Origin of the sequence: Jatrophihabitans sp. (assembly GCF_036388195.1) — a bacterium.
GTDB lineage: Bacteria > Actinomycetota > Actinomycetes > Mycobacteriales > Jatrophihabitantaceae > Jatrophihabitans_A.
In genome coordinates this window covers 12,514-32,602 of the sequence record NZ_DASVSG010000106.1, presented here as the reverse complement: position 1 = coordinate 32,602, position 20,089 = coordinate 12,514, and the positions used below count along the sequence as shown (strand labels likewise).

Sequence of the window (20,089 nt, the reverse complement as noted above, 5' to 3'; positions counted from 1 at the left end):
CGGCTCAGGGGGACCGCCGGGACCATCGCGCGGACTGGCCGCCGCTGCTCAGCATCGAGAGGGGTCGATCTAACGTCGTGGTTGACCCAGGGTCCGGGCAGGTGCCGACGATCGCGCAACTGGTGCGTCAGAAGCTGGCCACCGGCTTGACCCTGCGGCAACTGGAAGAGCGCTCGGGCGGCTCGGTGCCGTATCAGACCTTCGGCAAGATCAGCAAGGGTCATGTCAAGGGCTGGCCGAAGTCGCGGGAGGTCATCGAGGGCACCGCGAGCGCGCTCGGGGTCGACGCCCGTGAGGTGGTGCTGAGCTACGCGACCCAGTTCCAGATCGATGTGTCGGAGGATCGGTCGTTGCTGGCGTCGATGTTGCCGGCCTCGACCGGTGCGCTGACGATCGAGCAGGCCCAGGCGGTGGCGGGGCTCATCCGGGCGTTCACCGCGTCTTCTGACGCGCCGGTGCGGCCCGGGTCGCTGGATATCTCGGGCTTCACGACCGCGGAGCGGCGCCAGGTCACCGACCTGCTGCTGGAGCTGGGTGACCGGAGCAGGACCGCGGGCTCGGAGGGGGAGACTGCCTTGGCGTCGGTGCTGGCGTTCCTGGAAGGTGTTCTGGCGTCGGCCATCGAGGGCGTCGACGAAGAGGTGGCCGAGGGCAGCTGACCACGGAGTGCGGTTCTGTTACCAGCTTCGGTGGACGCCTGCCGCGGCACGCCGAGCCATCAGATCGGACATGGCCTCGATCAGCAGCCCCTCCAGGTCGGAGTCGTCCGTGGCCGCGAAGCCCAGCGCTGCCTTGATGCCGCTAGCCGCTAGGTCGGCCCGGAAGCCGGCGGCCAGGAAGCGGCCTGCTTCGGGCCGCCCGACCAGAATCAGCACCACGATCTGCCGGGTGCCGTACCGGCCCAGCAGGTCCGACGGGCCGAGGCCCGACTCGATCGACTCGATGATCTGGCGCTCCTGGCCGGCCTCGTCAGGATCGATCATGAGCAGCGCGACGTGGCCGTGGGCATCATGGAGCTTCTGGTGAGCCTGCACCCGCCAGGCGTCTTCGGACCACAGCCTGGTGGCAGGGTCGAACGATTCGGTGACCTCGACAACATGACGGGCCGAGGCGAGGTGCAGTACGTACAGCAACCCGAGAGCACCGATGCCTGTCAGGGGATGCCAGGTGATCATGGCTAGGCCCACGCCGGCTCCGACTACCTGAGTGCTGACCTCGACTGCATGTGCGCGTGGGTCGAGAAACATCCTGAGCACGTGACGATGGCCCGATGCGTATACGAGGACTGCGACGAACCCCGCGTTGAGCAGGCAGAACGTGGGGACGGCGAGCGCGATCCCCAGGGCGCCGGGCACAAGGTTCATCACCTGAGACCCTGCCAAGCTGGCTGCAACCAATGCGCCGACGCTCACCACGTACTTGCCAGGCCGACCGTTCTCAACCACCTTGCGCGACGGCCATTCGGCGGCCGAAGCAATGACTATGAGCGCCGCTACCAGGGGCAGGGGAAGGACGACAGCAGCAGCGAATGTCCAGATTCCTGCCATGTCGGGAATCCGGTCAAGAGTAACGGCGCGTCGTAACCTCTCTATTCGCCTTAGAGAGGTCGAATAAGCGAGACTCAGCGTCGTCAAGAGCGCGAAGCACTCCACTGTAAAGAGGGTCATATTCGCGCGCCTGCCATCAGACGTGAAGGGGGTTTCGGTCATGAACAACTGGCACTGGCCCGAAGCTTAAGCGCGTCAAAAGTCTTCGTGGTGTCCGGGATAGCTCACACTGTCTCGGGCTCAGCGCGAAGCACTCCACCGCTGGGAAGGTCATCGCGCCTATCATCTAACGGGAGGGAGGTTGTAGTCATGAACAGCTGGCACTGGCGCGCAGCTTAAGCGCGTCGAGAAGCTCTGAGGTGCCCGGGATGGCTGACGCAGTCTCGGGCGCCTTTTTTCTGGGCGATACCGGCTGAGTGGCAGGGCTCGATCAGGCAGCGTGGTGCCCAGGCTTGGGCCGACTCTCATCTCCAACCCCCCGTATCGACCGTTACAGAACGTACCCGCGAGGTCCGGATCTGTCACCCTTACGCGACATGCTTATCTGTAGCACGATTGCTCAATGCTGACAGCTTTAGTAGACACTTTGTCTATTACTGGATGACCTTCTGGAGGTTACCTAATTAACTAGACGTAGTGTCTACGCCAGTATGGCGGCAATGGTGCCGGATTGGAGACCCGCCTTCATAGGTCTTCTCCATCAGGACCATTCCCTCAGTAGGAACTGCTCAAGCCGCTCTGCTGTCCACAACGGTGGGCCAGGACAGTCAGCCGTGCTGCTGCCAGGTAGGCCATGAGTTGCCCGCTGGACCGGCTGCGCCGCTCGGCCGGGAGGGCTGCGCATGCCCTGCCCCGGCACGCTCAGCAGTCCCTGCGTCTTGTTGCAACTGACTTGCAAGAAGGCTCGGACCCCGGATAGCGTCGGCCCAGGCCGTCGTCGCGGCGGGAGCCGAGTGAAAGCGCGGTCATGAGCACAGCAACTCGTCCGGGTCCGCAGCCGCCGGCCGGCCCGGCCGCCGCCCAGCGGATCAGCTTCACCCGCGACGAGGTGTTCCGGCTGGTGGGGCTCTTCGGCTTCGTCGCCGCGCTGCACGTCGCCGGCTTCGGGCTGTTCTACTACTACAACTCCCAGCCGCAGTTCCACTCCCTCGGCGACGGCAAGGGCAACCTGGTGTTCGCCGGCGCCGCCACGCTCGCCTACGGGCTGGGCCTGCGGCACGCCTTCGACGCCGACCACATCAGCGCCATCGACGACACCACCCGGTACCTGCTGCAGAAGGGCAAGCGGCCGCTGGCGGTCGGGTTCTTCTTCTCCCTCGGCCACTCCACCATCGTCCTGGCGCTCTCGATCGCGATCGCCTTCGCGACCAAGGCCGCGACCGGCTTCCAAGCCAGCTTCGCCGGAACCGGCGGCATCATCGGCACCCTGGTCTCGGCGACCTTCCTGTTCCTGATCGCCGCGCTGAACTTCGCGGTGCTCGTCGGCATCCTGAAGATGTGGCGCAAGGCCAAGGCGGGTGAGTACCAGCCCGAGGAGCTGGACGTCCTGCTGGCCAACCGCGGCCTGCTGAACCGGATCTTCCGTGGGCGCTACAACAAGTTCATCAACCATTCCTGGCAGATGTACCCGGTCGGCCTGCTCTTCGGGCTGGGCTTCGACACCGCGACCGAGGTGGCCTTCCTCGGCCTGTCGGCCACCGCCGCCGTCGGTGTGGGCGCCAGCGGCGTCTCGCTGCCGCCGCTGGCGATCCTGTCGCTGCCGCTGCTGTTCGCGGCCGGCATGTCGCTGATGGACACCTTCGACGGGGTGTTCATGAGCAAGGCCTACGGCTGGGCGTTCGTCACCCCGATCCGCAAGATCTACTACAACATCACCACGACCGGGCTGTCGATCTTCGTGGCGTTCGTGATCGGCTCGATCGAGGTGCTCGGGCTGCTGTCGGAGAAGCTGGAGCTGTCCGGCCAGCCCTGGGAGTTCATCGCGGGACTGGACATCAACACCGCGGGCCAGGTGATCGTAGTGGTCTTCGTGCTGGTGTGGGCCGGAGCGGTCGCCTACTACAAGCTCGCCAGGGTGGACGAGCGCTATGCCGGCGCCGCGCAGGCCCAGGACCAGGTGGATCCGGCCGGCTGACCGGCGCCGTTACAGGACGCCGGGCGGCCGGAACTGGATGCTGATCCGGGGCCCGACCGGCTTGCTCGTCTTGGGCACCGCGTGCTCCCAGGTGCGCTGGCAGCTGCCGCCCATCACGATCAGGTCGCCATGGCCGAGGTTGTGCCGCAGCACGCCGCTCTCAGGACCGGAGCCGCTGGTGGCGCCGGGTCTGGTGGCGCCGGGTCTTGGCCGCAGCAGCAGCTGCCGCGGGGCGCCCACCGACAGGATCGCCACCAGGGTGTCCTCGGTGCGGCTGCGCCCGATCCGGTCGCCGTGCCAGGCCACGCTGTCGCGGCCGTCCCGGTACAGGCAGAGCCCCGCGGTGCGGAACGGCTCGCCGAGCTCGTCGGCGTAGTGGGCGCTCAGCTGCTCGCGGGCCTCGGCCAGCACCGGGTGCGGCAGCGGCGCGCCCTCGTCGTAGAAGCTCAGCAGCCGGGGGACGGCCACGATGCGCTCGTACATCTCCCGCTCCTGGGCATGCCAGGGCACCGAGCCGAGCAGGCTGTCGAACAGCGCGTCAGCCCCGGTCAGCCAGCCGCGCCGAACGTCCAGCCAGGCGCCACGGCTGAGCGGGCGCCTGGTGACGGCGCCGCGGAGCGATCCGAGGGCGATCTCGTCGGACAGGTCCAGAAGCGAGGCCTGCAGTGCTGCGGACATGCTCCGAGACTACACCGTTAATCAAATACCTGTTCGATAACGGGACGAATCCGAGGGCCGGTCGAACGCGCGGTCGCGCATCGGCAGGGTGGCCGGGTTCCAGGCGTCGGCCAGCAGCTCGACGGCGCCGGCGGAGTGCGGGTCGTGCCGGCGCAGCAGGTCGGACCGGTGGGTGGTGTCGCGCAACGCCCAGCCGCAGGCCGAGATCAGGCCCACGACGATGACCGCCCACACCAGCCAGAGCTCCATCCGTCCATCACCGCCCTAACGCCCGCCTGCGGTTGGGTCCAGCGCTGACGCTAACACGCACCCGGTGAGCCGGGCCGTCCTGCGAAGTCCCGTATCCGCGCCGAATGCCGCAGGCAGTAGCGTTGCTGCCCGTGCCCGATCTCGCCGATGTGCTCCAGGCCCTCGACGGCTGGTATCCGCCGTCCACCGCCGAGTCCTGGGATGCGGTCGGCCTGACCTGCGGTGACCCGGCCGATCCGGTCGAGCGGATCCTGCTGGCCGTCGACTGCGTGCCGGCCACGGTGGCCGAGGCGGTCGATTCCGGGGCGCAGCTGCTGCTCACCCACCATCCGTTGCTGCTGTCGGGCGTGCACGGGGTGCCTGCTGGCGACCCCAAGGGCGGCCTGGTGCATCGGATGATCCGGGCCGGCGTCGCGCACTTCGTGGCGCACACCAACGCCGATGTCGCCGAGGACGGGGTGTCGCAGGCGCTGGCCCGCTGCCTGCAGCTGGACGCGATCGGGCCGCTGGCGCCCGACCCGGCCCCGCCCCTGGACCACCTGACCGTGTACGTGCCTCCCGAGGACGGCGACCGGCTGATCGCCGCCCTGGTCGAGGCCGGCGCCGGAGCGGTCGGCAACTACGACCAGTGCACCTTCACGGTGACGGGGCAGGGCACCTTCCGGCCGCTGCCCGGCGCCGATCCGGCTGACGGCGAGGTCGGCGTCCTCACCCGCAAGCCCGAGCAGGCGGTGTCGATGGTGCTGCCGCGGCGGCGGCGGGCCGCGGTGCTGGCCGCCATGCGACAGGCGCACCCGTACGAGGAGGTGGCGTTCACGCTCACCGAGCAACCCCGGCTGGACGCCGGCACCGGCACCGGCCGGATCGGGGGGCTCGCCGAGCCGATGACGCTGCGGGACTTCACCGGCTACGTGGCGGCGCGGCTGCCCGGCACGGCGTGGGGCGTCCGCGCGGCCGGCCGTCCGGAGCAGCTGGTCCGCACGGTGGCCGTCTGCGGCGGCTCGGGCGCCTCCTACACCGAGCTGGCCCGGGCCCGCGGCGCCGATGCCTACCTGACCTCGGACCTCAAGCACCACAGCACGATCGAGGCGGTCACCGAGCGCGCCGGCGCCGATGGCGCTCCGATGGCGCTGGTCGACGCGGCGCACTGGGCCACCGAATGGCCCTGGCTGCCGGTCGCCGCCGACCTGCTGCGACGGCGGTTCAGCGGCGTCGAGGTCAGCGTCTCCACCCTGGTCACCGACCCGTGGACCGTGCATGCCGGCTGACTGTCACACTGGCTGTCCAGGGCGGGCATCTCGCTTCCGGCCCGATCCCGCACTCGCCAGAGAGGACGAACCCGCACGTGATCGCTGACCCCTTCGTCCAGCTCCGGCTGCTCGACCTGCAGGCCGTCGACACCGCCGTCGCCCAGCTGATCCACCGGCGCCGCAACCTGCCCGAGCTGGCCACCATCGCCGACTGCGAGCAGCGGGCGTCCAGCGTCCGGGCCCGGTTGGTGGATGCCGAGACGTCGCTGGCCGACCTTGCCGCCGAGCAGCGCCGGCTGGAAGCCGACGTCGACACCGTCCGGCAGCGCGCGGACAAGGACCAGCGCCGGATGGCCTCCGCCGGGGTGCCGGCCAAGGAGATCACCGGCCTGCAGCACGAGGTCACCTCGCTGGCCCGCCGCCAGGGCGTGCTGGAGGACGAGCTGCTGGAGCTGATGGAGACCCGCGAGACGGCCGAGGCGCAGGTCGGGCAGCTGCAGGCGGAGCTGCAGGCGATCCTTGCCGACCGGGCTGCCGCCGAGGCCGCCCGGGACGAGGTGTTCGGCGAGATCGACGACGCCCTGAGCAAGCGCCGGGCCGAGCGGGACCAGCTGGCCGGAGGCCTTCCGGCTGACCTGCTGACCCTGTACGACAAGGTCCGGGAGGCCAACGGCGGGGTCGGCGCGGCGATGCTGCGCCAGCGCCGCTGCGAGGGCTGCCGGCTGGAGCTGTCGGGCTCGGAGCTGGCCGACGTCCGGGCGGCCAAACCGGAGAACGTCGTGCGCTGTGACAACTGCCGGCGCATCCTGGTCCGCACCGCCGAGTCGGGGTTGTGACGGGGGGAGCAGGCATGCGGGTGCTGGTGCAGGCCGACGGCGGTTCGCGCGGCAACCCCGGCCCGGCCGGTTACGGGGCGGTCGTCCTGGATGCCGACACCGGCGCCACGCTGGCCGAGCGCAAGGCGGCCATCGGCATCGACACCAACAACGTCGCCGAGTACCAGGGCCTGATCGCGGGGCTTGCCGCGGCCCGGGAGCTCGGCGCCACCGACGTCGACGTCCAGATGGACTCCAAGCTCGTGGTGGAGCAGATGTCGGGCCGCTGGCAGGTCAAGCACCCGTCGATGCGCCCGCTGGCCCGGCAGGCCGCGGAGCTGGCGGCCGGCTTCGACCGGATCCGCTTCGAGTGGATCCCGCGGGCGCGCAACGGCCATGCCGACCGGCTGGCGAACGAGGCGATGGATGCTGCTGCCATGCCGGCTGCGCCGGTTGGCTCCGCACGCGAGCCGGTTGGCTCCGCACGCGCGGAGCCGGTGCAGGAGCAGCTGCCGGCCAACAACCTCGGCGCCTGGGTGCCGCCGCAGGCCGTCCCCACCCGGCTGCTGCTGGTCCGGCACGGGGTGACCGAGTACTCGGTGGCCAAGCGGTTCGCCGGGCGCTCGGACCTCGAGCTCACCGAAGCCGGCCGCGAGCAGGCCCGCCGGGCGGCCGGCCGGGTCGCCGAGCTCGGCCCGGTGGACGTGCTGATCTCCTCGCCGCTGCGCCGCACCCGGCAGACCGCCGACCAGCTCGCCGACCAGCTGGAGCTGCCGGTGCTGATCGAGGACGGCATGGTCGAGACCGACTTCGGCGACTGGGACGGCTACACCTACGCCGAGGTGAGCCAGAAGTGGCCCGCCGAGCTGCAGCGGTGGCTGGCCGACCCGTCCGTGGCGCCGCCGTCCGGTGAGTCGTTCGAGACCGTCACCCGGCGGGTCCGGCAGGCCCGGGACCGGATCCTGGCCCAGCACGGCGGCAAGACCGTCGTGGTGGTCTCGCACGTCTCGCCGATCAAGACCCTGGTGCGGCTCGCCCTGGACGCCCCGGCCTCGGCGCTGCAGCGGATGTTCCTCGAGCCGGCCTCGATCAGCGTCATCGACTACTACGCCGACGGCCCGGTGTCGCTGCGGTCGTTCAACGACACCGCGCACCTGGGCGCGCTGGCGGACTGACCCGCACGACCGAGGCGGCGGGCCGGAAGGGTTACGATTGGCCCGCGGCGGACGAGCCGACCGGGCGACCGCGTCAGCCTGGCGACAGGGTGCCGAGGAAAGTCCGGGCTCCACAGAGCAGGGTGGTTGTTAACGGCAACCCGGGGTGACCCGCGGGACAGTGCCACAGAAAACAGACCGCCGGCCGGATCGGGCTCGCCCGAACCGGCCGGTAAGGGTGAAACGGTGGTGTAAGAGACCACCAGCATTCCGGGTGACCGGGATGGCTAGGTAAACCCCACCCGGAGCAAGGTCAAGAGGCGTCTCCGGCGTGCCGGGAGCGCTGCGCAGGCGTTCGAGGGCTGCTCGCCCGAGCCTGCGGGTAGACCGCTAGAGCCTGCCGGCGACGGCAGGCCGAGATGGATGGTCGCCGTTCGGAGGGCTCGTCCCTCCGTCCACAGGACCCGGCTTACAGGTCGACTCGTCCGTCGCCCCGCTGCCCCGAAATGAGGCATAGGTCTTACTGCGAGTGCACGAGTTGGTGGGCGCGTTGGAACGAGACGCCGAGAATGGCGCCGATGTCGCGGACCGGCACTCCTCTGTAGGCCAGATCGACAGCGAGGCTGTGTGAGGCCTCGCGGAGCTCGGCCTGAGATTCTTGCGCTTTCTTTTCGGCTTCGTGCAGCGCATCCAGGCGCTCAGTGACTCGAACGTCCTCGACCGCCTCCAATTCGACTCGTAGATCGAAGGAGTCCTCGGGCACATCGAGGGCGATGGCGAGCAGTGAGCGCGCCATCTCCTCGACCTCTGAGAAGCGGCGTGCTTGGGTGAGGCCGTCGATCTCGGGTACCCGCACCATCCACCACTTGCCCTCGCGGGCGACTGCCGCTCGATAGGTCTTCATGCTCGTCCTGCTCCTCTGCAACCTGCGATCGACTTGCGGATCTTGTTCACGACGCCTGCTGAGATCGTCTGATGCGTGGTGGGAACGGGAATGGAGTGGTTCCCGCACGGGCATCCATACATTGTGTGACGGCCGTTGTGCCGAATGATGATCCACCCGGCGCCAGCTAGCTCCCTGAGCATCTTCCGGGTGTGCTCATCACTCGTCACTAAAATAGTCTATCGGAATAGACTATTTCAGTCTAGGCAGACTAGACTCAGATGGGAAGTTTCCGAGTGCACTTATCGATGCTGTGCAGGGCGACGTGCCGGGAGCGCGCTGCCGCCGGCCGCGAATGCGCATCCACGGGCGTGGCCGCCGAGGGACGGCGCTCGGCTAGCGTGATGGCAGACGGCGGCCGGCCGGAGGTCGCCCCGCGCGGGAGTCGCCGATGGGTACCAAGGATTTGAGCGGCACCTTCTGGTTCTGCCAGAAGCACCACGCCGTCGAGCCGTTCGACGGCTGCGGCAGCCACCAACGGATCGGCCCGTTCGACACCGAAGCCGAGGCCGCCAGCGCCTTGGACACCATTGCCGAGCGGGAGCGCCGCTACGACGCCGAGGACGCCGCCTAGGACGGCTGACCTCGGCGCCGACGGCGGATCTCAGCGCCGGTAGAGGCTGATCACGGACGAGGCAGATGGCCCGTCAGTGGTAGCTGTGCTCTGCTCCCGGATAGACGCCGGCCTGCACCTCGGCGGCGAAGGCATGGGTGGCGTCGGTCAGCACCTGCGTCAGGTCGGCGTACTGCTTGACGAACTTGGCCGGCTTGCCCTCGGCCCGCAGTCCCGCCATGTCCTGCCAGACCAGCACCTGGGCATCGCACTCGACGCCGGCTCCGATGCCGATGGTGGGAATGGTGAGGTCGTGGGTGATCTTCTTGGCCAGGTCCGCCGGCACGACCTCCAGCACGACGGCGAAGGCGCCGGCGTCCTGCAGCACGCGGGCGTCCTCGAGCAGCCGCTGGCCCGCCTCGTCACCGCGGCCCTGCACCCGGTAGCCCGACATCGTGTTCACCGACTGCGGGGTCAGCCCGATGTGGGCCATCACCGGGATGCCGGCGGAGTTGAGCAGCTCGACCTGCGGAGCCATCCGGGCGCCGCCCTCCAGCTTCACCGCCTGGGCCCTGCCGTCCTTGAGGAACCGGGTCGCGGTCTCCAGCGCCTGCTGCGGCGAGGCCTGGTAACTGCCGAACGGCAGGTCGGCGACCACCAGCGCCCGGCTGGCGCCCCGGACCACGGCACGCACCAGCGGCAGCAGCTCCTCGACGCCGACCGGGACGGTGGTGTCGTAGCCATAGACGACGTTCGCGGCGGAGTCGCCGACCAGCAGCACCGGCACGCCGGCCTGGTCGAAGATCCGGGCGGTGGTGTAGTCGTAGGCGGTCAACATCGGCCAGCGGTCACCGGACAGCTTGGCGTTCTGCAGATCGCGGATGGTGATGCGGCGGGTCGACGTGCCGCCATAGAGCGTGTCGCTCATATCGAGTCCTCTGGGTCCTCGAGGCCGGCTCGCCGGTCCCCGGGTGGTGGGTGGACCCCTACATGGTGCTCCTGCGCCGTGACAATGGGAACTCGGAGGAGAGCTGCGTCACGCTCGGTCAGCAACCGGCGACGCCCGACCCACACGTCAGCCCGAGGACGGGCCGTGCTCGCGCCAGCGGTTGGTGATCGGCAGCCGGCGGTCCCGGCCGAACGCCTTGAGGCTGATCTTGGGGCCCGGCGGGTACTGCCGCCGCTTCCATTCGGCGGCGTCGGTCATCCGCGACACCCGGGTCACCAGCTCCTCGTCGAAGCCGGCCGCCAGCAGGTCGGAGAAGCCGGCGTCGGTATCGATGTACAGCGCCAGCAGCTTGTCGAGCACCTCGTACTCGGGCAGCGAGTCGGTGTCCAGCTGGCCCGGCCGCAGCTCCGCAGACGGCGGCTTGGTGATCGAGTTCTCCGGGATCGGCGGGGTCTGGCCACGCCGGGCCGCCTCGGCGTTGCGCCAGCGGGCCAGCTGCCACACCAGGGTCTTGGGGACGTCCTTGATGGGGGCGAAGCCGCCCACCGCGTCGCCGTAGATCGTGGAGTAGCCGACGGACAGCTCGCTCTTGTTGCCGGTGGCCAGCACCAGGTGCCCGTGCTGGTTGGACAGGCCCATCAGGGTGGTGCCGCGCACCCGGGCCTGCACGTTCTCCTCGGCCAGGCCGGTCAGCTTCAGGGACTCGACGAACGCGTTCACCATCGGCGCGATCGGCACCGTCTGCAACGGCGCCCCGAGGTTGGCGGCCAGCTGCACGGCATCGGACAGCGAGTGCTCGGAGGAGTATTCGCTGGGCAGCGCCACGCCGTACACGTTCGCGCCGCCGATGGCGTCCGCGGCAAGGGTGGCCACCACCGCCGAGTCGATGCCGCCGCTCATCCCCAGCACCACCGAGGAGAAGCCGTTCTTGACGATGTAGTCGCGGGTCCCGATCACCAGCGCGCCCCAGACCTCGGCCTCGTCGACCAGCCGGTCCGCGATTCCCAGTGGCTCGGCCAGCTCGCCGGTGACCGGACGCGGCGGCAGGGGCGCGCGATACCGGCCCACGGTCAGCTCGCCGGCCCGCTCGACCGTGTTGCCGGTAGAGCCCGGCAGGTCCAGCTCCACCAGGAACAGCCCCTCCACGAACTGCGGCGCCCGGGCCAGCAGGCTGCCGTCGGCCCCGACGACGAAGGAGTCGCCGTCGAAGACCAGCTCGTCCTGCCCACCGCACTGGTTGACGTAGACCACCGCGGCGCCGGCCTCCACCGCGCGCCGGCGCACCAGATCCAGCCGGACGTCGTCCTTGTTGCGCTCGTAGGGCGAGCCGTTGATGTTCACCAGCAGCCCGACCTCAGCGGCCGCCGCGGCGGCGAACGGGCCGCCGTCCTGCCAGACGTCCTCGCAGATGGTCAGGCCGATGTCGATGCCGCCGAAATCCACCACGCCCAGGTCGGAGCCGGGCTTGAAGTAGCGGGCCTCGTCGAACACGCCGTAGTTGGGCAAGTGGTGTTTGAAATACCGGGCTGCCACCTGGCCGCCCTGGACGAAGGCGGCGGCGTTGCGGGGCCCGCCGTCGGCATCGAGGTAGCCCACCACCACCGCGATGTCGCCGTGCCCGGCATCGGCCAGCTCGGTGGCCAGCCGGGTCAGCGCCGCGCAGGAGGCCTGCCCGAAGGACCGGCGCAGCACCAGGTCCTCGGGCGGGTAACCGGTCAGCGTCATCTCCGGAAAGACCACCAGCTGGGCGCCGGCCCCGGCCGCCTGCCGGACCCGCTCGCGCACCATGGCGCAGTTGGCGTCGAGGTCGCCGACCACGAGGTCGACCTGGGCCAGGGCAATCCGCAGGACGCTCACCTGCCCATTCTCCCACTTCGCCCGCACGCCGGCGGAGTCGGAGGCCGGCGGGGAACACCGTGTGATCCGACACCGTTTCGTCACAAGCCGTGACCGTGGCTGCCGGAAAAGTAGGTCACAATAGGTCGGCGAGGGCGCCGGGCCGGCGCTGCTCGCGCACAGCGGTGGAGGGACTTCGATCTTGGCGAGTGACCGGGGCAGGACGGCGGCGGTGGTATCGGCGATGCTGGCCGCCCTGTTGCTGTTGAGCGCCTGCTCGCAGAAGAAGGCGCCCGACGAGGCCACGCCGGGGACCAGCAGCCCGAGCCCGACCGCCTCGGCCGGCACCACCGCGCAGGCGGCGCCGGCGGTCTTCCGGCTCACCCCGGCCAAGGACGCCGCCGACGTCAACCCGGTGACGCCGGTCAAGGTCGCGGTCAGCGGTGGCTCGCTGTCGCAGGTGACGCTGACCAACGTCGAAGGCCGCCAGATCAAGGGCTCGCTCTCGGCCGACAAGCAGTCCTGGTCCTCGGCGGAGACGCTGGGCTACGACCGGTCCTACCGGTTGCAGGCCACCGCCACCAACGCCGCGGGCAAGCAGTACACCGAGGACAGCACCTTCAACACGCTGAAGCCGGCCAACATGACGATGCCCTACATCCAGACCGCGGCCGGCGGCGGCATCGCGCCCGGGATCACCTTCGGCGTCGGCCAGGTGGTCCGGATCCACTTCGACGAGACGATCCCCGACCGCAAGGCCGCCCAGGCGGCGCTCTCGGTGCAGACCGTCCCGGCCCAGGTCGGCGCGTTCAGCTGGCTGGACGGCGCCAACGTCTACTGGCGGGCCAAGAACTACCTCAAGCCCGGCACCAAGGTGACGATCACCGCCAAGGTCTTCGGCAAAAACTTCGGCGACTCCCTCTACGGGCAGGCCGACGCCACCACCTGGTACCGGGTCGGCGACAAGCACGTCTCGATCGTCGACAACCGCACCAAGGTGATCAAGGTCTACAACAACGACAAGCTGATCAAGTCGATCCCGACCTCGATGGGCCGCGACGCGCGCATCAAGGGTGATACCGGCCCGATCGACCTGCGCACCAACTCGGGCCCGCACGTGGTGGTGGGCGGCGAGAAGAACATCGACATGAACTCCGCCACGTTCGGGCTGAGCAAGGGGAAGAACGCCTACCGGACGAAGGTGCCGGTGGGGGTGCGGATCAGCTATGACGGCGAGTACGTGCACTGGGCGGACTGGTCGATCGCGCAGCAGGGCAAGGTCAACGTCTCGCACGGCTGCCTGAACGTCTCGCCGGCCAATGCCTACTGGTTCTACGCCTTCTCCGTGCCCGGCGACATCGTCGACATCCGGGGCACCGGCCGCAACCTCGCCGAGTGGAACTCCGGCTACTGGAACGTCTCGTGGGAGTCCTGGCTGGCCGACAGCGCCGTCTGAGCTGCCGCTCGCTGTGCCACCGGGCCCGCTCGCGCGTTGCCCCGGGCTCGCTCCGGTCCTTCGCTCGCTGAGCGGCTTATCGGAGGGTCGTTACCCGCCCGACATCGGTTACCGGCAGACTGATCGACTGTGGATCGTCAGCAGGAATTCGTCCTACGCACTCTGGAAGAGCGACAGATCCGGTTCGTCCGGCTGTGGTTCACCGACGTGCTCGGCTACCTCAAGTCCGTCGCGGTGGCCCCGGCCGAGGTCGAGAGCGCCTTCGCCGAGGGGATCGGCTTCGACGGCTCGGCGATCGAGGGCTTCGCCAGGGCCAGCGAGTCGGACATGCTCGCCCGGCCCGATCCGGCGACGTTCCAGGTGCTGCAGGGCGACGACGGCAAGCCCAGCGACACCGCGCGGATGTTCTGCGACATCACCATGCCCGACGGCTCGCCGTCCTGGGCCGACCCCCGGTACGTGCTGCGCCGGACGCTGTCCAAGGCAGCCGAGCGCGGGCTGACCTTCTACACCCACCCCGAGATCGAGTTCTTCCTGCTCAAGAACCGGCCCTCCGACGGCAGCGAGCCGGTGCCGATCGACGACGGCGGCTACTTCGACATGACCAGCCACGACACCGCCCACGACTTCCGGCGGGGCGCGATCACTGCCCTGGAAGCGGTCGGCATCTCCGTCGAGTTCAGCCACCACGAGGTCGCGCCGGGCCAGCAGGAGATCGACCTGCGCTACGCCGACGCGCTGTCCACCGCCGACAACATCATGAGCTTCCGGCACATCATCAAGGAGCTCGCCCGGGCCCGCGGGGTGCATGCCACCTTCATGCCCAAGCCGTTCCGGCACCAGCCCGGCAGCGGCATGCACACCCACCTGTCGCTGTTCGAGGGCGACCGCAACGCCTTCCACGACCCGTCGGACTCGCTGTACCTGTCGGCCACCGCGCGGGCCTTCATCGCCGGCCTGCTGAAGCACGCCCGCGAGATCACCGCGGTCACCAACCAGTGGGTGAACTCCTACAAGCGGCTGTTCGGCTGGTCGGCCCCCGGCCAGCTGGTCGAGGCCCCCACCTACGTCTGCTGGGGCCACGCCAACCGTTCGGCGCTGGTCCGGGTGCCGATGTACAAGCCGGGCAAGGCCAATTCCACCCGGGTCGAGGTGCGTTCGCTCGACTCGGCGTGCAACCCCTACCTGGCCTTCGCGGTGCTGCTGGCTGCCGGCATGAAGGGCATCGAAGAGGGCTACGAGCTGCCGCCGGGCGCCGAGGACGACGTCTGGGCGCTGTCGGACACCGAACGCCGGGCGCTGGGCTATGACGACCTGCCGCACAACCTGGCCGACGCGTTGCGGTCGATGGAGGACTCCGAGCTGGTCGCCGAGACCCTGGGCGAGCACGTCTTCGAGTTCTTCCTGCGCAACAAGCGCTCGGAGTGGGTGGACTACCGGGCCGAGGTGACCCCGTTCGAGCTGCGCCGCTACCTGCCCTCGCTCTAGGCCCCCGGCGCTCAGTAATCTGCTGACATGGCTTCCCCTGGACCCGAGCGGCCGATCCTGGTCATCGAGAACGACCTGGTGGCGCCGCTGGGCAGGCTCGAGGGCTGGCTGCGCGAGGCCGGGGCCGAGCTGGTGCTGTGCTCACCGGCCACCGGCCAGCCGCTGCCCGCCGACCTGGCCGGCTACTCGGCGCTGGTGGTGCTGGGCGGCGTCATGAACGCCTACCAGGACGACGTGGCTCCCTGGCTGCCGGAGCTGCGCGCGCTGCTGGCCGCCGCCGTCCGCGCCGAGCTGCCCACCCTCGGCATCTGCCTGGGAGGACAGCTGCTGGCGGTGGCCGCCGGTGGCCGGGTCAGCGAGGCCGAGACGCCCGAGTACGGCTCGCAGCTGGTGGCCAAGCGGCAGGCCGCCGCCGAGGACCCGCTGTTCCGCGAGCTGCCGATCACCCCGGACGTCCTGCAGTGGCACGTCGACGAGGTCAGCCAGCTGCCACCGGGCGCGGTGCTGCTCGCGTCCTCGCCGGTGTGCGAGGTGCAGGCCTTCCGGGTCGGTCGGCTGGCCTGGGGCGTCCAGTTCCACATCGAGACCACGCCGGAGATCGTGACCCTGTGGGCGCAGCAGGACGCCGAGCTGCTGGCCGACTACGACCTGCCCGCCATCCTGGACCGCAGCATCCGGGCGCATCCGGACATCGCCGAGGTGTGGCGGCCGGTTGCCGCGGCCTTCGTCGCGCTGGCCGCGGACCCGTCGGCTGCTCGCGCTGCCGCCGGGCCGCGGCTGCTGCCGATGGCCGGCCCGGGTCCGGTTGCTGCCGGCCCGGTTGCCGTCACCGCCGGCCCGCTCACCGATCCCGCCGCGATCCGCGCGGCCCTGGCGGCTGAGCTGCAGGCCTCGCGTGAGCCACCCGCGTACTGACACCGGACCGGCCGACGCCGCCCCGGCTGCTGCTGCCGCTGATGCTGCCGGGCAGCCCGATGGCGACTCCCCGGCGCTCGACTCCGCAGCGCTCGACTCCCCGGCGCTCGACACCAACGCGCCCGATCCTCCGGCGCTCGACACCACCGCGCTCGACACCCCGCAGCCGCCCGGCCGGCTGACCGGGCGGCTGACCGCCCGGCTGGCGCGGGCCGGTTTCGCCGATCCGGTCCGGGCCGCCGACGTGCTGACCGCGCCGTCGCTGCAGCTGTGGGACGCCGAGCGCAACGAGGCCCGCGACCCGGCCGCGGCAGCGGTGCTGTCCGCGCTCGGGCGGGTGGCCGCGCCCGACCAGGCGCTGGCCATGCTCGCCGACCTCGCCGGGGCCGGCGAAGGCCCGGACATCCTGGCTGAGCTGCGGGCCTCAGCGGAGTTCCGGACCCGGCTGCTGGGCGTCCTGGGAACCTCCCAGACGCTGGCCGAGCACCTGTGCGCCCACCCCGCGGACGCGCTCCTGCTGCGGGGCGCCGCCGCCGACCTGCCGACGGTCGACTCGGCCGCAGACCGGCTGGCCGGCGCTGTCGGCGCCTCGGCGGCAGACCCGGTGACCGGCACCGCGGGAACGGCCGCGACGCTCACCGGCCCGGACGCGGTGCGGGCCCTGCGCGCTGCCTACCGGCGCGAGCTGCTGCTGGTCGCCGCCCGGGATCTGGCCAGCGAGCTGACGCTGCAGCAGGTCACCGAGGCGCTGGCCGACCTGGCCGGTTACGTGCTGGCGGCAGGGCTGGCCATCGCGCGAGCGGGCCTGGCCCCGGACGCAGCCGGCTGCCGGCTGGCCGTCATCGGAATGGGCAAGGCCGGCGGCCGCGAGCTGAACTACGTCTCCGACGTCGACGTGGTCTTCGTCTTCGAGCCGGATCCGGCGGGCGCCGATCAGGAGAGCGCGGCGCTGGCCACCGCCACCAAGCTGGCCGCCGACACCATCCGGATCTGCGGGCAGGCCGCCTGGGAGGTGGACGCCGCGCTGCGTCCGGAGGGCAAGTCCGGCGCCCTGGTGCGCACCCTGGCCAGCCACGAGGCCTACTACAAGCGGTGGGCCTCGACCTGGGAGTTCCAGGCGCTGCTGAAGGCCCGTCCGATCGCCGGCGACCTGGAGCTGGGCCAGCGCTACGTCCAGACCTTGTCGCCGCTGATCTGGACGGCGTCGCAACGTCCCGACTTCGTCGCCGACGTGCGGGCCATGCGCCGCCGGGTGGTCGAGCACCTGCCCGCCGACCTGGTCGAGCGGGAGATCAAGCTCGGCCCCGGCGGCCTGCGCGACGTCGAGTTCGCGGTGCAGCTGCTGCAGCTGGTGCACGGCCGCGCCGAGGAGTCGCTGCGGGTGGGGGCGACCCTGCCGGCGCTGGCGGCGCTGCGCGACGGCGGGTTCGTCGGCCGGGACGACGCGGTCAGCCTGGCCGACGCCTACGAGTTCCTGCGGGCGACCGAGCACCGGTTGCAGCTGGCCAAGCTGCGCCGGACCCACCTGGTGCCCGACGATGCGGTGGCGGTGCTGCGGCTGGCCCGCTCGCTCGGCTTCCGTCCCGACAGCCGCGGGGACGCCGCCGCGGTGTGGCGCGCGGAATGGGCGCTGCACTCCCGGGAGGTCCGCCGGCTGCACGAGAAGCTGTTCTACCGCCCGCTGCTGGAAGCGGTCGCCCGGGTACCGGCCGAGGCGCTGCGGCTGACCACCGGGGAGGCCCGGCGGCGGCTGGAGGCGCTGGGCTACACCGATCCGCAGGGGGCGTTGCGGCACATCGAGGCGCTCACCGCGGGGCTGTCCCGGCGGGCGGTCCTGCAGCGCGCGCTGCTGCCGGTGATCCTGTCCGAGCTTGCCGACGCCCCCGATCCGGACGCCGGGCTGCTGGCCTACCGGCAGGTCTCCGACGCGCTGGGCACCAGCCCGTGGTTCCTGCGGCTGCTGCGCGACGAGGGCGCGGTGGCGTCCCGGCTGGCCACCCTGCTGGGCACCTCGCGGTACGTGGCCAACATGCTGGTGCGGGCGCCGGAGGCGCTGCAGATGCTGTCCGACGACGAGCAGCTGCGGCCCCGGCGGCAGCCCGAGGTCGAGGCGCCGATGACCACCGCGGCCGGCCGGCAGGACGATCCGGCGCAGGCCGCGCACGCGATCCGGTCGCTGCGCCGGGCGGAGCTGCTGCGGATCGCCTTCGCGGACCTGCTGGGCCGCCTCGACGGGCCCGAGGTCGCCCTCGCGCTCAGCGAGCTGGCCGATGCCACGCTGGCCGCGGCTCTGGACGCCGCCCGCCGGATCGTCGCCGCCGAGCTGGACGTGGCCGAGCTGGGCCTGCGGTTCGCGGTGATCGCGATGGGCCGGCTGGGTGGGCAGGAGCTCGGCTACGGCTCCGACGCCGACGTGATGTTCGTCTTCTCCGATGTCAGCGCCGGCGCCGAGGCCAGCCGCCGGGCGCACCTGGTGGCCGAACGGCTGCGGGCGATGCTGGCGGCGCCGTCCACCGATCCGCCGTTGCGGCTGGACGCCGACCTGCGGCCGGAGGGACGCAGCGGCGCCCTGGTGCGCTCGCTGGACTCCTACGCCGAGTACTACCAGCGGTGGGCCTCGGTCTGGGAGGCCCAGGCCCTGCTGCGGGCCCGGTTCTGCGCCGGTGACCCCGAGCTGGGGGACCGGTTCCTCGAGCTGATCGACCCGATCCGGTACCCGGCGGGCGGGCTCGGCGCGGCCGGGGTGGTGGAGATCCGCCGGATCAAGGGCCGGGTGGATGCCGAGCGGCTGCCGCGCGGCGCCGACCCGCACACCCACACCAAGCTCGGCCGGGGCGGCCTGGCAGACGTCGAGTGGACGGTCCAGCTACTGCAGCTGCGGTGGGCCGGCCAGGTTCCCGGGCTGCGCACCACCGGCACCCTGGCCGCCCTGCAGGCCGCCGTGGACGCCGGCAAGCTCGCCGCCGACGACGCGGCCGCGCTGTCGGCGGCCTGGGGGTTCGCCGGCCGCACCCGCAACGCGATCATGCTCGTCCGGGACAAGGCCGAGGACCAGCTGCCCAAGCCGGGCCGGGTGCTGGAGGCGGTCGGCCGGGTGCTGGGCTACCGGCCGGGGTTCGAGGCCGGCCAGCTGATCGATGACTACCGGCGGGTCACCCGCCGCGCTCGCCGGGTGGTCGAATCGGTCTTCTACGACCCCGCCGACTGAGAGCTGTGCCGGGCGCTCGGCTGTGGCTCCGGCGGGGCCGCCGGCAGGTTCTCCGGCGATGACTTCGGGTGCGAGCGAGGCTGCCGCTCGCTGGAGACGTGCCGGCGGATCGGCGCCTCGATGAAGGCGCTGCGGCCGGAGATCAGGTACTGCACCAGGGCGCCCACCAGGAACACCGCCAGCCCGGCGACGGCGTCGAGGATGAAGTGGTTGGCGGTGCCGACGATGACCAGCAAGGTCGTGACGGGGTAGATCATGCCGAGCACGCGCACCCAGCGCCGCCGGGCGCACAGGTAGATCACCACGCCACACCACAGCGCCCAGCCCATGTGCAGGCTGGGCATCGCGGCGTACTGGTTGGAATGCTCGGCGATGTTCGGATCGGCCAGCGAGCCCCAGGTGTGGAACTTCAGCACCGTGTCGACGTAGCCGTACTGCGGCAGCAGCCGGGGCGGCGCCAGCGGATAGAGGTAGAAGCCGGCCAGCGCGATCAACGAGGTGGCGAACAGCACGGTGCGGGCGCCGCGGTAGATCCGCGGGTGCGCCCGGAACAGCCAGACCAGGCAGCCGATCGTCACCACGAAGTGCAGGGTGGCGTAGTAGTAGTTCATCACCTGGGCCAGCGGCTCGTGGGCGGCCACGTACCGGTTCAGGGAGCGTTCGAAGTTCAGGTGCAGCGCGTCCTGTAGGTGCTGCAGGCCACGGCCGTGCCGTTTGGCGATGCTGGCCTGCTCCGGCACCAGGTTGCGCACCTGGCCGTAGATCCAGTAGCAGAGGCCGATGATGGCGACCTCCTGGTACCACTTCGGCCGGCGGTGGTGCAGCAGGCTGTTCGGGAACAGGCCGCTGAACCGGGGCTGCTGGCCCGGTTCGACCGCGTGGGATTCAGCGGCGACATCGGCTGTCACCGCGCC

The 20,089-nt window shown here is 70.8% G+C and carries 17 protein-coding genes and 1 other RNA gene; 11 read left to right on the top strand and 7 right to left on the bottom strand.

The annotated features are described in order from the left end of the window. Positions 1-101 precede the first annotated feature (101 nt). Positions 102-659 (top strand): hypothetical protein, encoded by a 558-nt coding sequence (locus VF612_RS10875; protein ID WP_408659871.1) that lies wholly within the window; start codon positions 102-104, stop codon positions 657-659. Between the two features lie 18 nt (positions 660-677). On the opposite strand, the gene VF612_RS10870 is transcribed toward VF612_RS10875, so the two are convergent. Next, complete coding sequence (locus VF612_RS10870) at positions 678-1,709, bottom strand: hypothetical protein (RefSeq protein ID WP_408659870.1); 1,032 nt, start codon at positions 1,707-1,709, stop codon at positions 678-680. An 805-nt stretch (positions 1,710-2,514) separates the two neighbouring features. On the opposite strand from VF612_RS10870, the gene VF612_RS10865 reads away from it, so the two are divergent. Then, positions 2,515-3,681, top strand: coding sequence for a HoxN/HupN/NixA family nickel/cobalt transporter (locus tag VF612_RS10865; protein ID WP_408659869.1), 1,167 nt, complete (start codon positions 2,515-2,517; stop codon positions 3,679-3,681). Between the two features lie 9 nt (positions 3,682-3,690). Here VF612_RS10865 and VF612_RS10860 read toward each other — a convergent pair whose 3' ends face one another. Next, positions 3,691-4,359: an alpha-ketoglutarate-dependent dioxygenase AlkB gene (locus VF612_RS10860; RefSeq protein WP_408659868.1), complete on the bottom strand. Its 669-nt coding sequence runs from the start codon at positions 4,357-4,359 to the stop codon at positions 3,691-3,693. Between the two features lie 21 nt (positions 4,360-4,380). Beyond that, positions 4,381-4,608, bottom strand: coding sequence for a hypothetical protein (locus VF612_RS10855; RefSeq protein WP_408659867.1), 228 nt, complete (start codon positions 4,606-4,608; stop codon positions 4,381-4,383). Between the two features lie 104 nt (positions 4,609-4,712). Between VF612_RS10855 and VF612_RS10850 the strand changes: the two genes are divergently transcribed. From VF612_RS10850 to rnpB, 4 genes are all read left to right on the top strand, one after another. Then, positions 4,713-5,876, top strand: coding sequence for a Nif3-like dinuclear metal center hexameric protein (locus VF612_RS10850; protein WP_408659866.1), 1,164 nt, complete (start codon positions 4,713-4,715; stop codon positions 5,874-5,876). 77 nt (positions 5,877-5,953) lie between these two features. Beyond that, complete coding sequence (locus tag VF612_RS10845; protein ID WP_408659865.1) at positions 5,954-6,694, top strand: zinc ribbon domain-containing protein; 741 nt, start codon at positions 5,954-5,956, stop codon at positions 6,692-6,694. A 14-nt stretch (positions 6,695-6,708) separates the two neighbouring features. Beyond that, a complete protein-coding gene (locus tag VF612_RS10840; RefSeq protein ID WP_408659864.1) occupies positions 6,709-7,848 on the top strand; it encodes a bifunctional RNase H/acid phosphatase in 1,140 nt (379 codons plus the stop codon). 52 nt (positions 7,849-7,900) lie between these two features. After that, positions 7,901-8,315, top strand: an RNA gene (gene rnpB, locus VF612_RS10835) — RNase P RNA component class A. Between the two features lie 32 nt (positions 8,316-8,347). Here rnpB and VF612_RS10830 read toward each other — a convergent pair. Then, positions 8,348-8,731: a HicB family toxin-antitoxin system gene (locus VF612_RS10830; RefSeq protein ID WP_408659863.1), complete on the bottom strand. Its 384-nt coding sequence runs from the start codon at positions 8,729-8,731 to the stop codon at positions 8,348-8,350. 430 nt (positions 8,732-9,161) lie between these two features. Between VF612_RS10830 and VF612_RS10825 the strand changes: the two genes are divergently transcribed. Then, positions 9,162-9,344, top strand: a complete 183-nt coding sequence (locus tag VF612_RS10825) for a hypothetical protein (RefSeq protein WP_408659862.1) — start codon at positions 9,162-9,164, stop codon at positions 9,342-9,344. 73 nt (positions 9,345-9,417) lie between these two features. Here the strand turns inward: VF612_RS10825 and panB are convergent, their stop codons facing one another. After that, complete coding sequence (gene panB, locus VF612_RS10820) at positions 9,418-10,251, bottom strand: 3-methyl-2-oxobutanoate hydroxymethyltransferase (RefSeq protein ID WP_408659861.1); 834 nt, start codon at positions 10,249-10,251, stop codon at positions 9,418-9,420. A 147-nt stretch (positions 10,252-10,398) separates the two neighbouring features. Continuing rightward, positions 10,399-12,129 carry an NAD+ synthase gene (locus tag VF612_RS10815; protein WP_408659860.1) on the bottom strand — a complete coding sequence of 577 codons (1,731 nt, stop codon included), beginning with the start codon at positions 12,127-12,129 and terminating at the stop codon, positions 10,399-10,401. A 181-nt stretch (positions 12,130-12,310) separates the two neighbouring features. Between VF612_RS10815 and VF612_RS10810 the strand changes: the two genes are divergently transcribed. From VF612_RS10810 to VF612_RS10795, 4 genes are all read left to right on the top strand, one after another. Next, entirely contained in the window at positions 12,311-13,564 is a 1,254-nt protein-coding gene (locus VF612_RS10810) for a L,D-transpeptidase (RefSeq protein WP_408659859.1), read from the top strand. 129 nt (positions 13,565-13,693) lie between these two features. After that, on the top strand, positions 13,694-15,052 hold the full coding sequence (glnA, locus tag VF612_RS10805) for a type I glutamate--ammonia ligase (protein WP_408659858.1): 1,359 nt from the start codon (positions 13,694-13,696) through the stop codon (positions 15,050-15,052). A gap of 27 nt (positions 15,053-15,079) precedes the next feature. Next, entirely contained in the window at positions 15,080-15,967 is an 888-nt protein-coding gene (locus VF612_RS10800) for a type 1 glutamine amidotransferase (protein WP_408659857.1), read from the top strand. Beyond that, positions 15,948-19,175, top strand: coding sequence for a bifunctional [glutamine synthetase] adenylyltransferase/[glutamine synthetase]-adenylyl-L-tyrosine phosphorylase (locus VF612_RS10795; RefSeq protein ID WP_408659856.1), 3,228 nt, complete (start codon positions 15,948-15,950; stop codon positions 19,173-19,175). Before VF612_RS10800 ends, VF612_RS10795 begins: the two co-directional genes overlap by 20 nt. Here VF612_RS10795 and VF612_RS10790 read toward each other — a convergent pair. After that, positions 19,157-20,083, bottom strand: a complete 927-nt coding sequence (locus VF612_RS10790) for a phosphatase PAP2 family protein (protein WP_408659855.1) — start codon at positions 20,081-20,083, stop codon at positions 19,157-19,159. The genes VF612_RS10795 and VF612_RS10790 overlap by 19 nt on opposite strands. Between the last annotated feature and the right edge of the window lie 6 nt (positions 20,084-20,089).

What these genes read in the sequence shown, in the direction of transcription:
- VF612_RS10855 (WP_408659867.1), bottom strand. Translation starts at nt 4,608, where the DNA reads ATGGAGCTCTGGCTGGTGTGGGCGGTCATCGTCGTGGGCCTGATCTCG.
- VF612_RS10850 (WP_408659866.1), top strand. Translation starts at nt 4,713, where the DNA reads ATGCCGCAGGCAGTAGCGTTGCTGCCCGTGCCCGATCTCGCCGATGTG.
- VF612_RS10870 (WP_408659870.1), bottom strand. Translation starts at nt 1,709, where the DNA reads ATGACCGAAACCCCCTTCACGTCTGATGGCAGGCGCGCGAATATGACC.
- VF612_RS10830 (WP_408659863.1), bottom strand. Translation starts at nt 8,731, where the DNA reads ATGAAGACCTATCGAGCGGCAGTCGCCCGCGAGGGCAAGTGGTGGATG.
- VF612_RS10800 (WP_408659857.1), top strand. Translation starts at nt 15,080, where the DNA reads ATGGCTTCCCCTGGACCCGAGCGGCCGATCCTGGTCATCGAGAACGAC.
- VF612_RS10825 (WP_408659862.1), top strand. Translation starts at nt 9,162, where the DNA reads ATGGGTACCAAGGATTTGAGCGGCACCTTCTGGTTCTGCCAGAAGCAC.
- VF612_RS10840 (WP_408659864.1), top strand. Translation starts at nt 6,709, where the DNA reads ATGCGGGTGCTGGTGCAGGCCGACGGCGGTTCGCGCGGCAACCCCGGC.
- VF612_RS10860 (WP_408659868.1), bottom strand. Translation starts at nt 4,359, where the DNA reads ATGTCCGCAGCACTGCAGGCCTCGCTTCTGGACCTGTCCGACGAGATC.
- panB (WP_408659861.1), bottom strand. Translation starts at nt 10,251, where the DNA reads ATGAGCGACACGCTCTATGGCGGCACGTCGACCCGCCGCATCACCATC.
- VF612_RS10865 (WP_408659869.1), top strand. Translation starts at nt 2,515, where the DNA reads ATGAGCACAGCAACTCGTCCGGGTCCGCAGCCGCCGGCCGGCCCGGCC.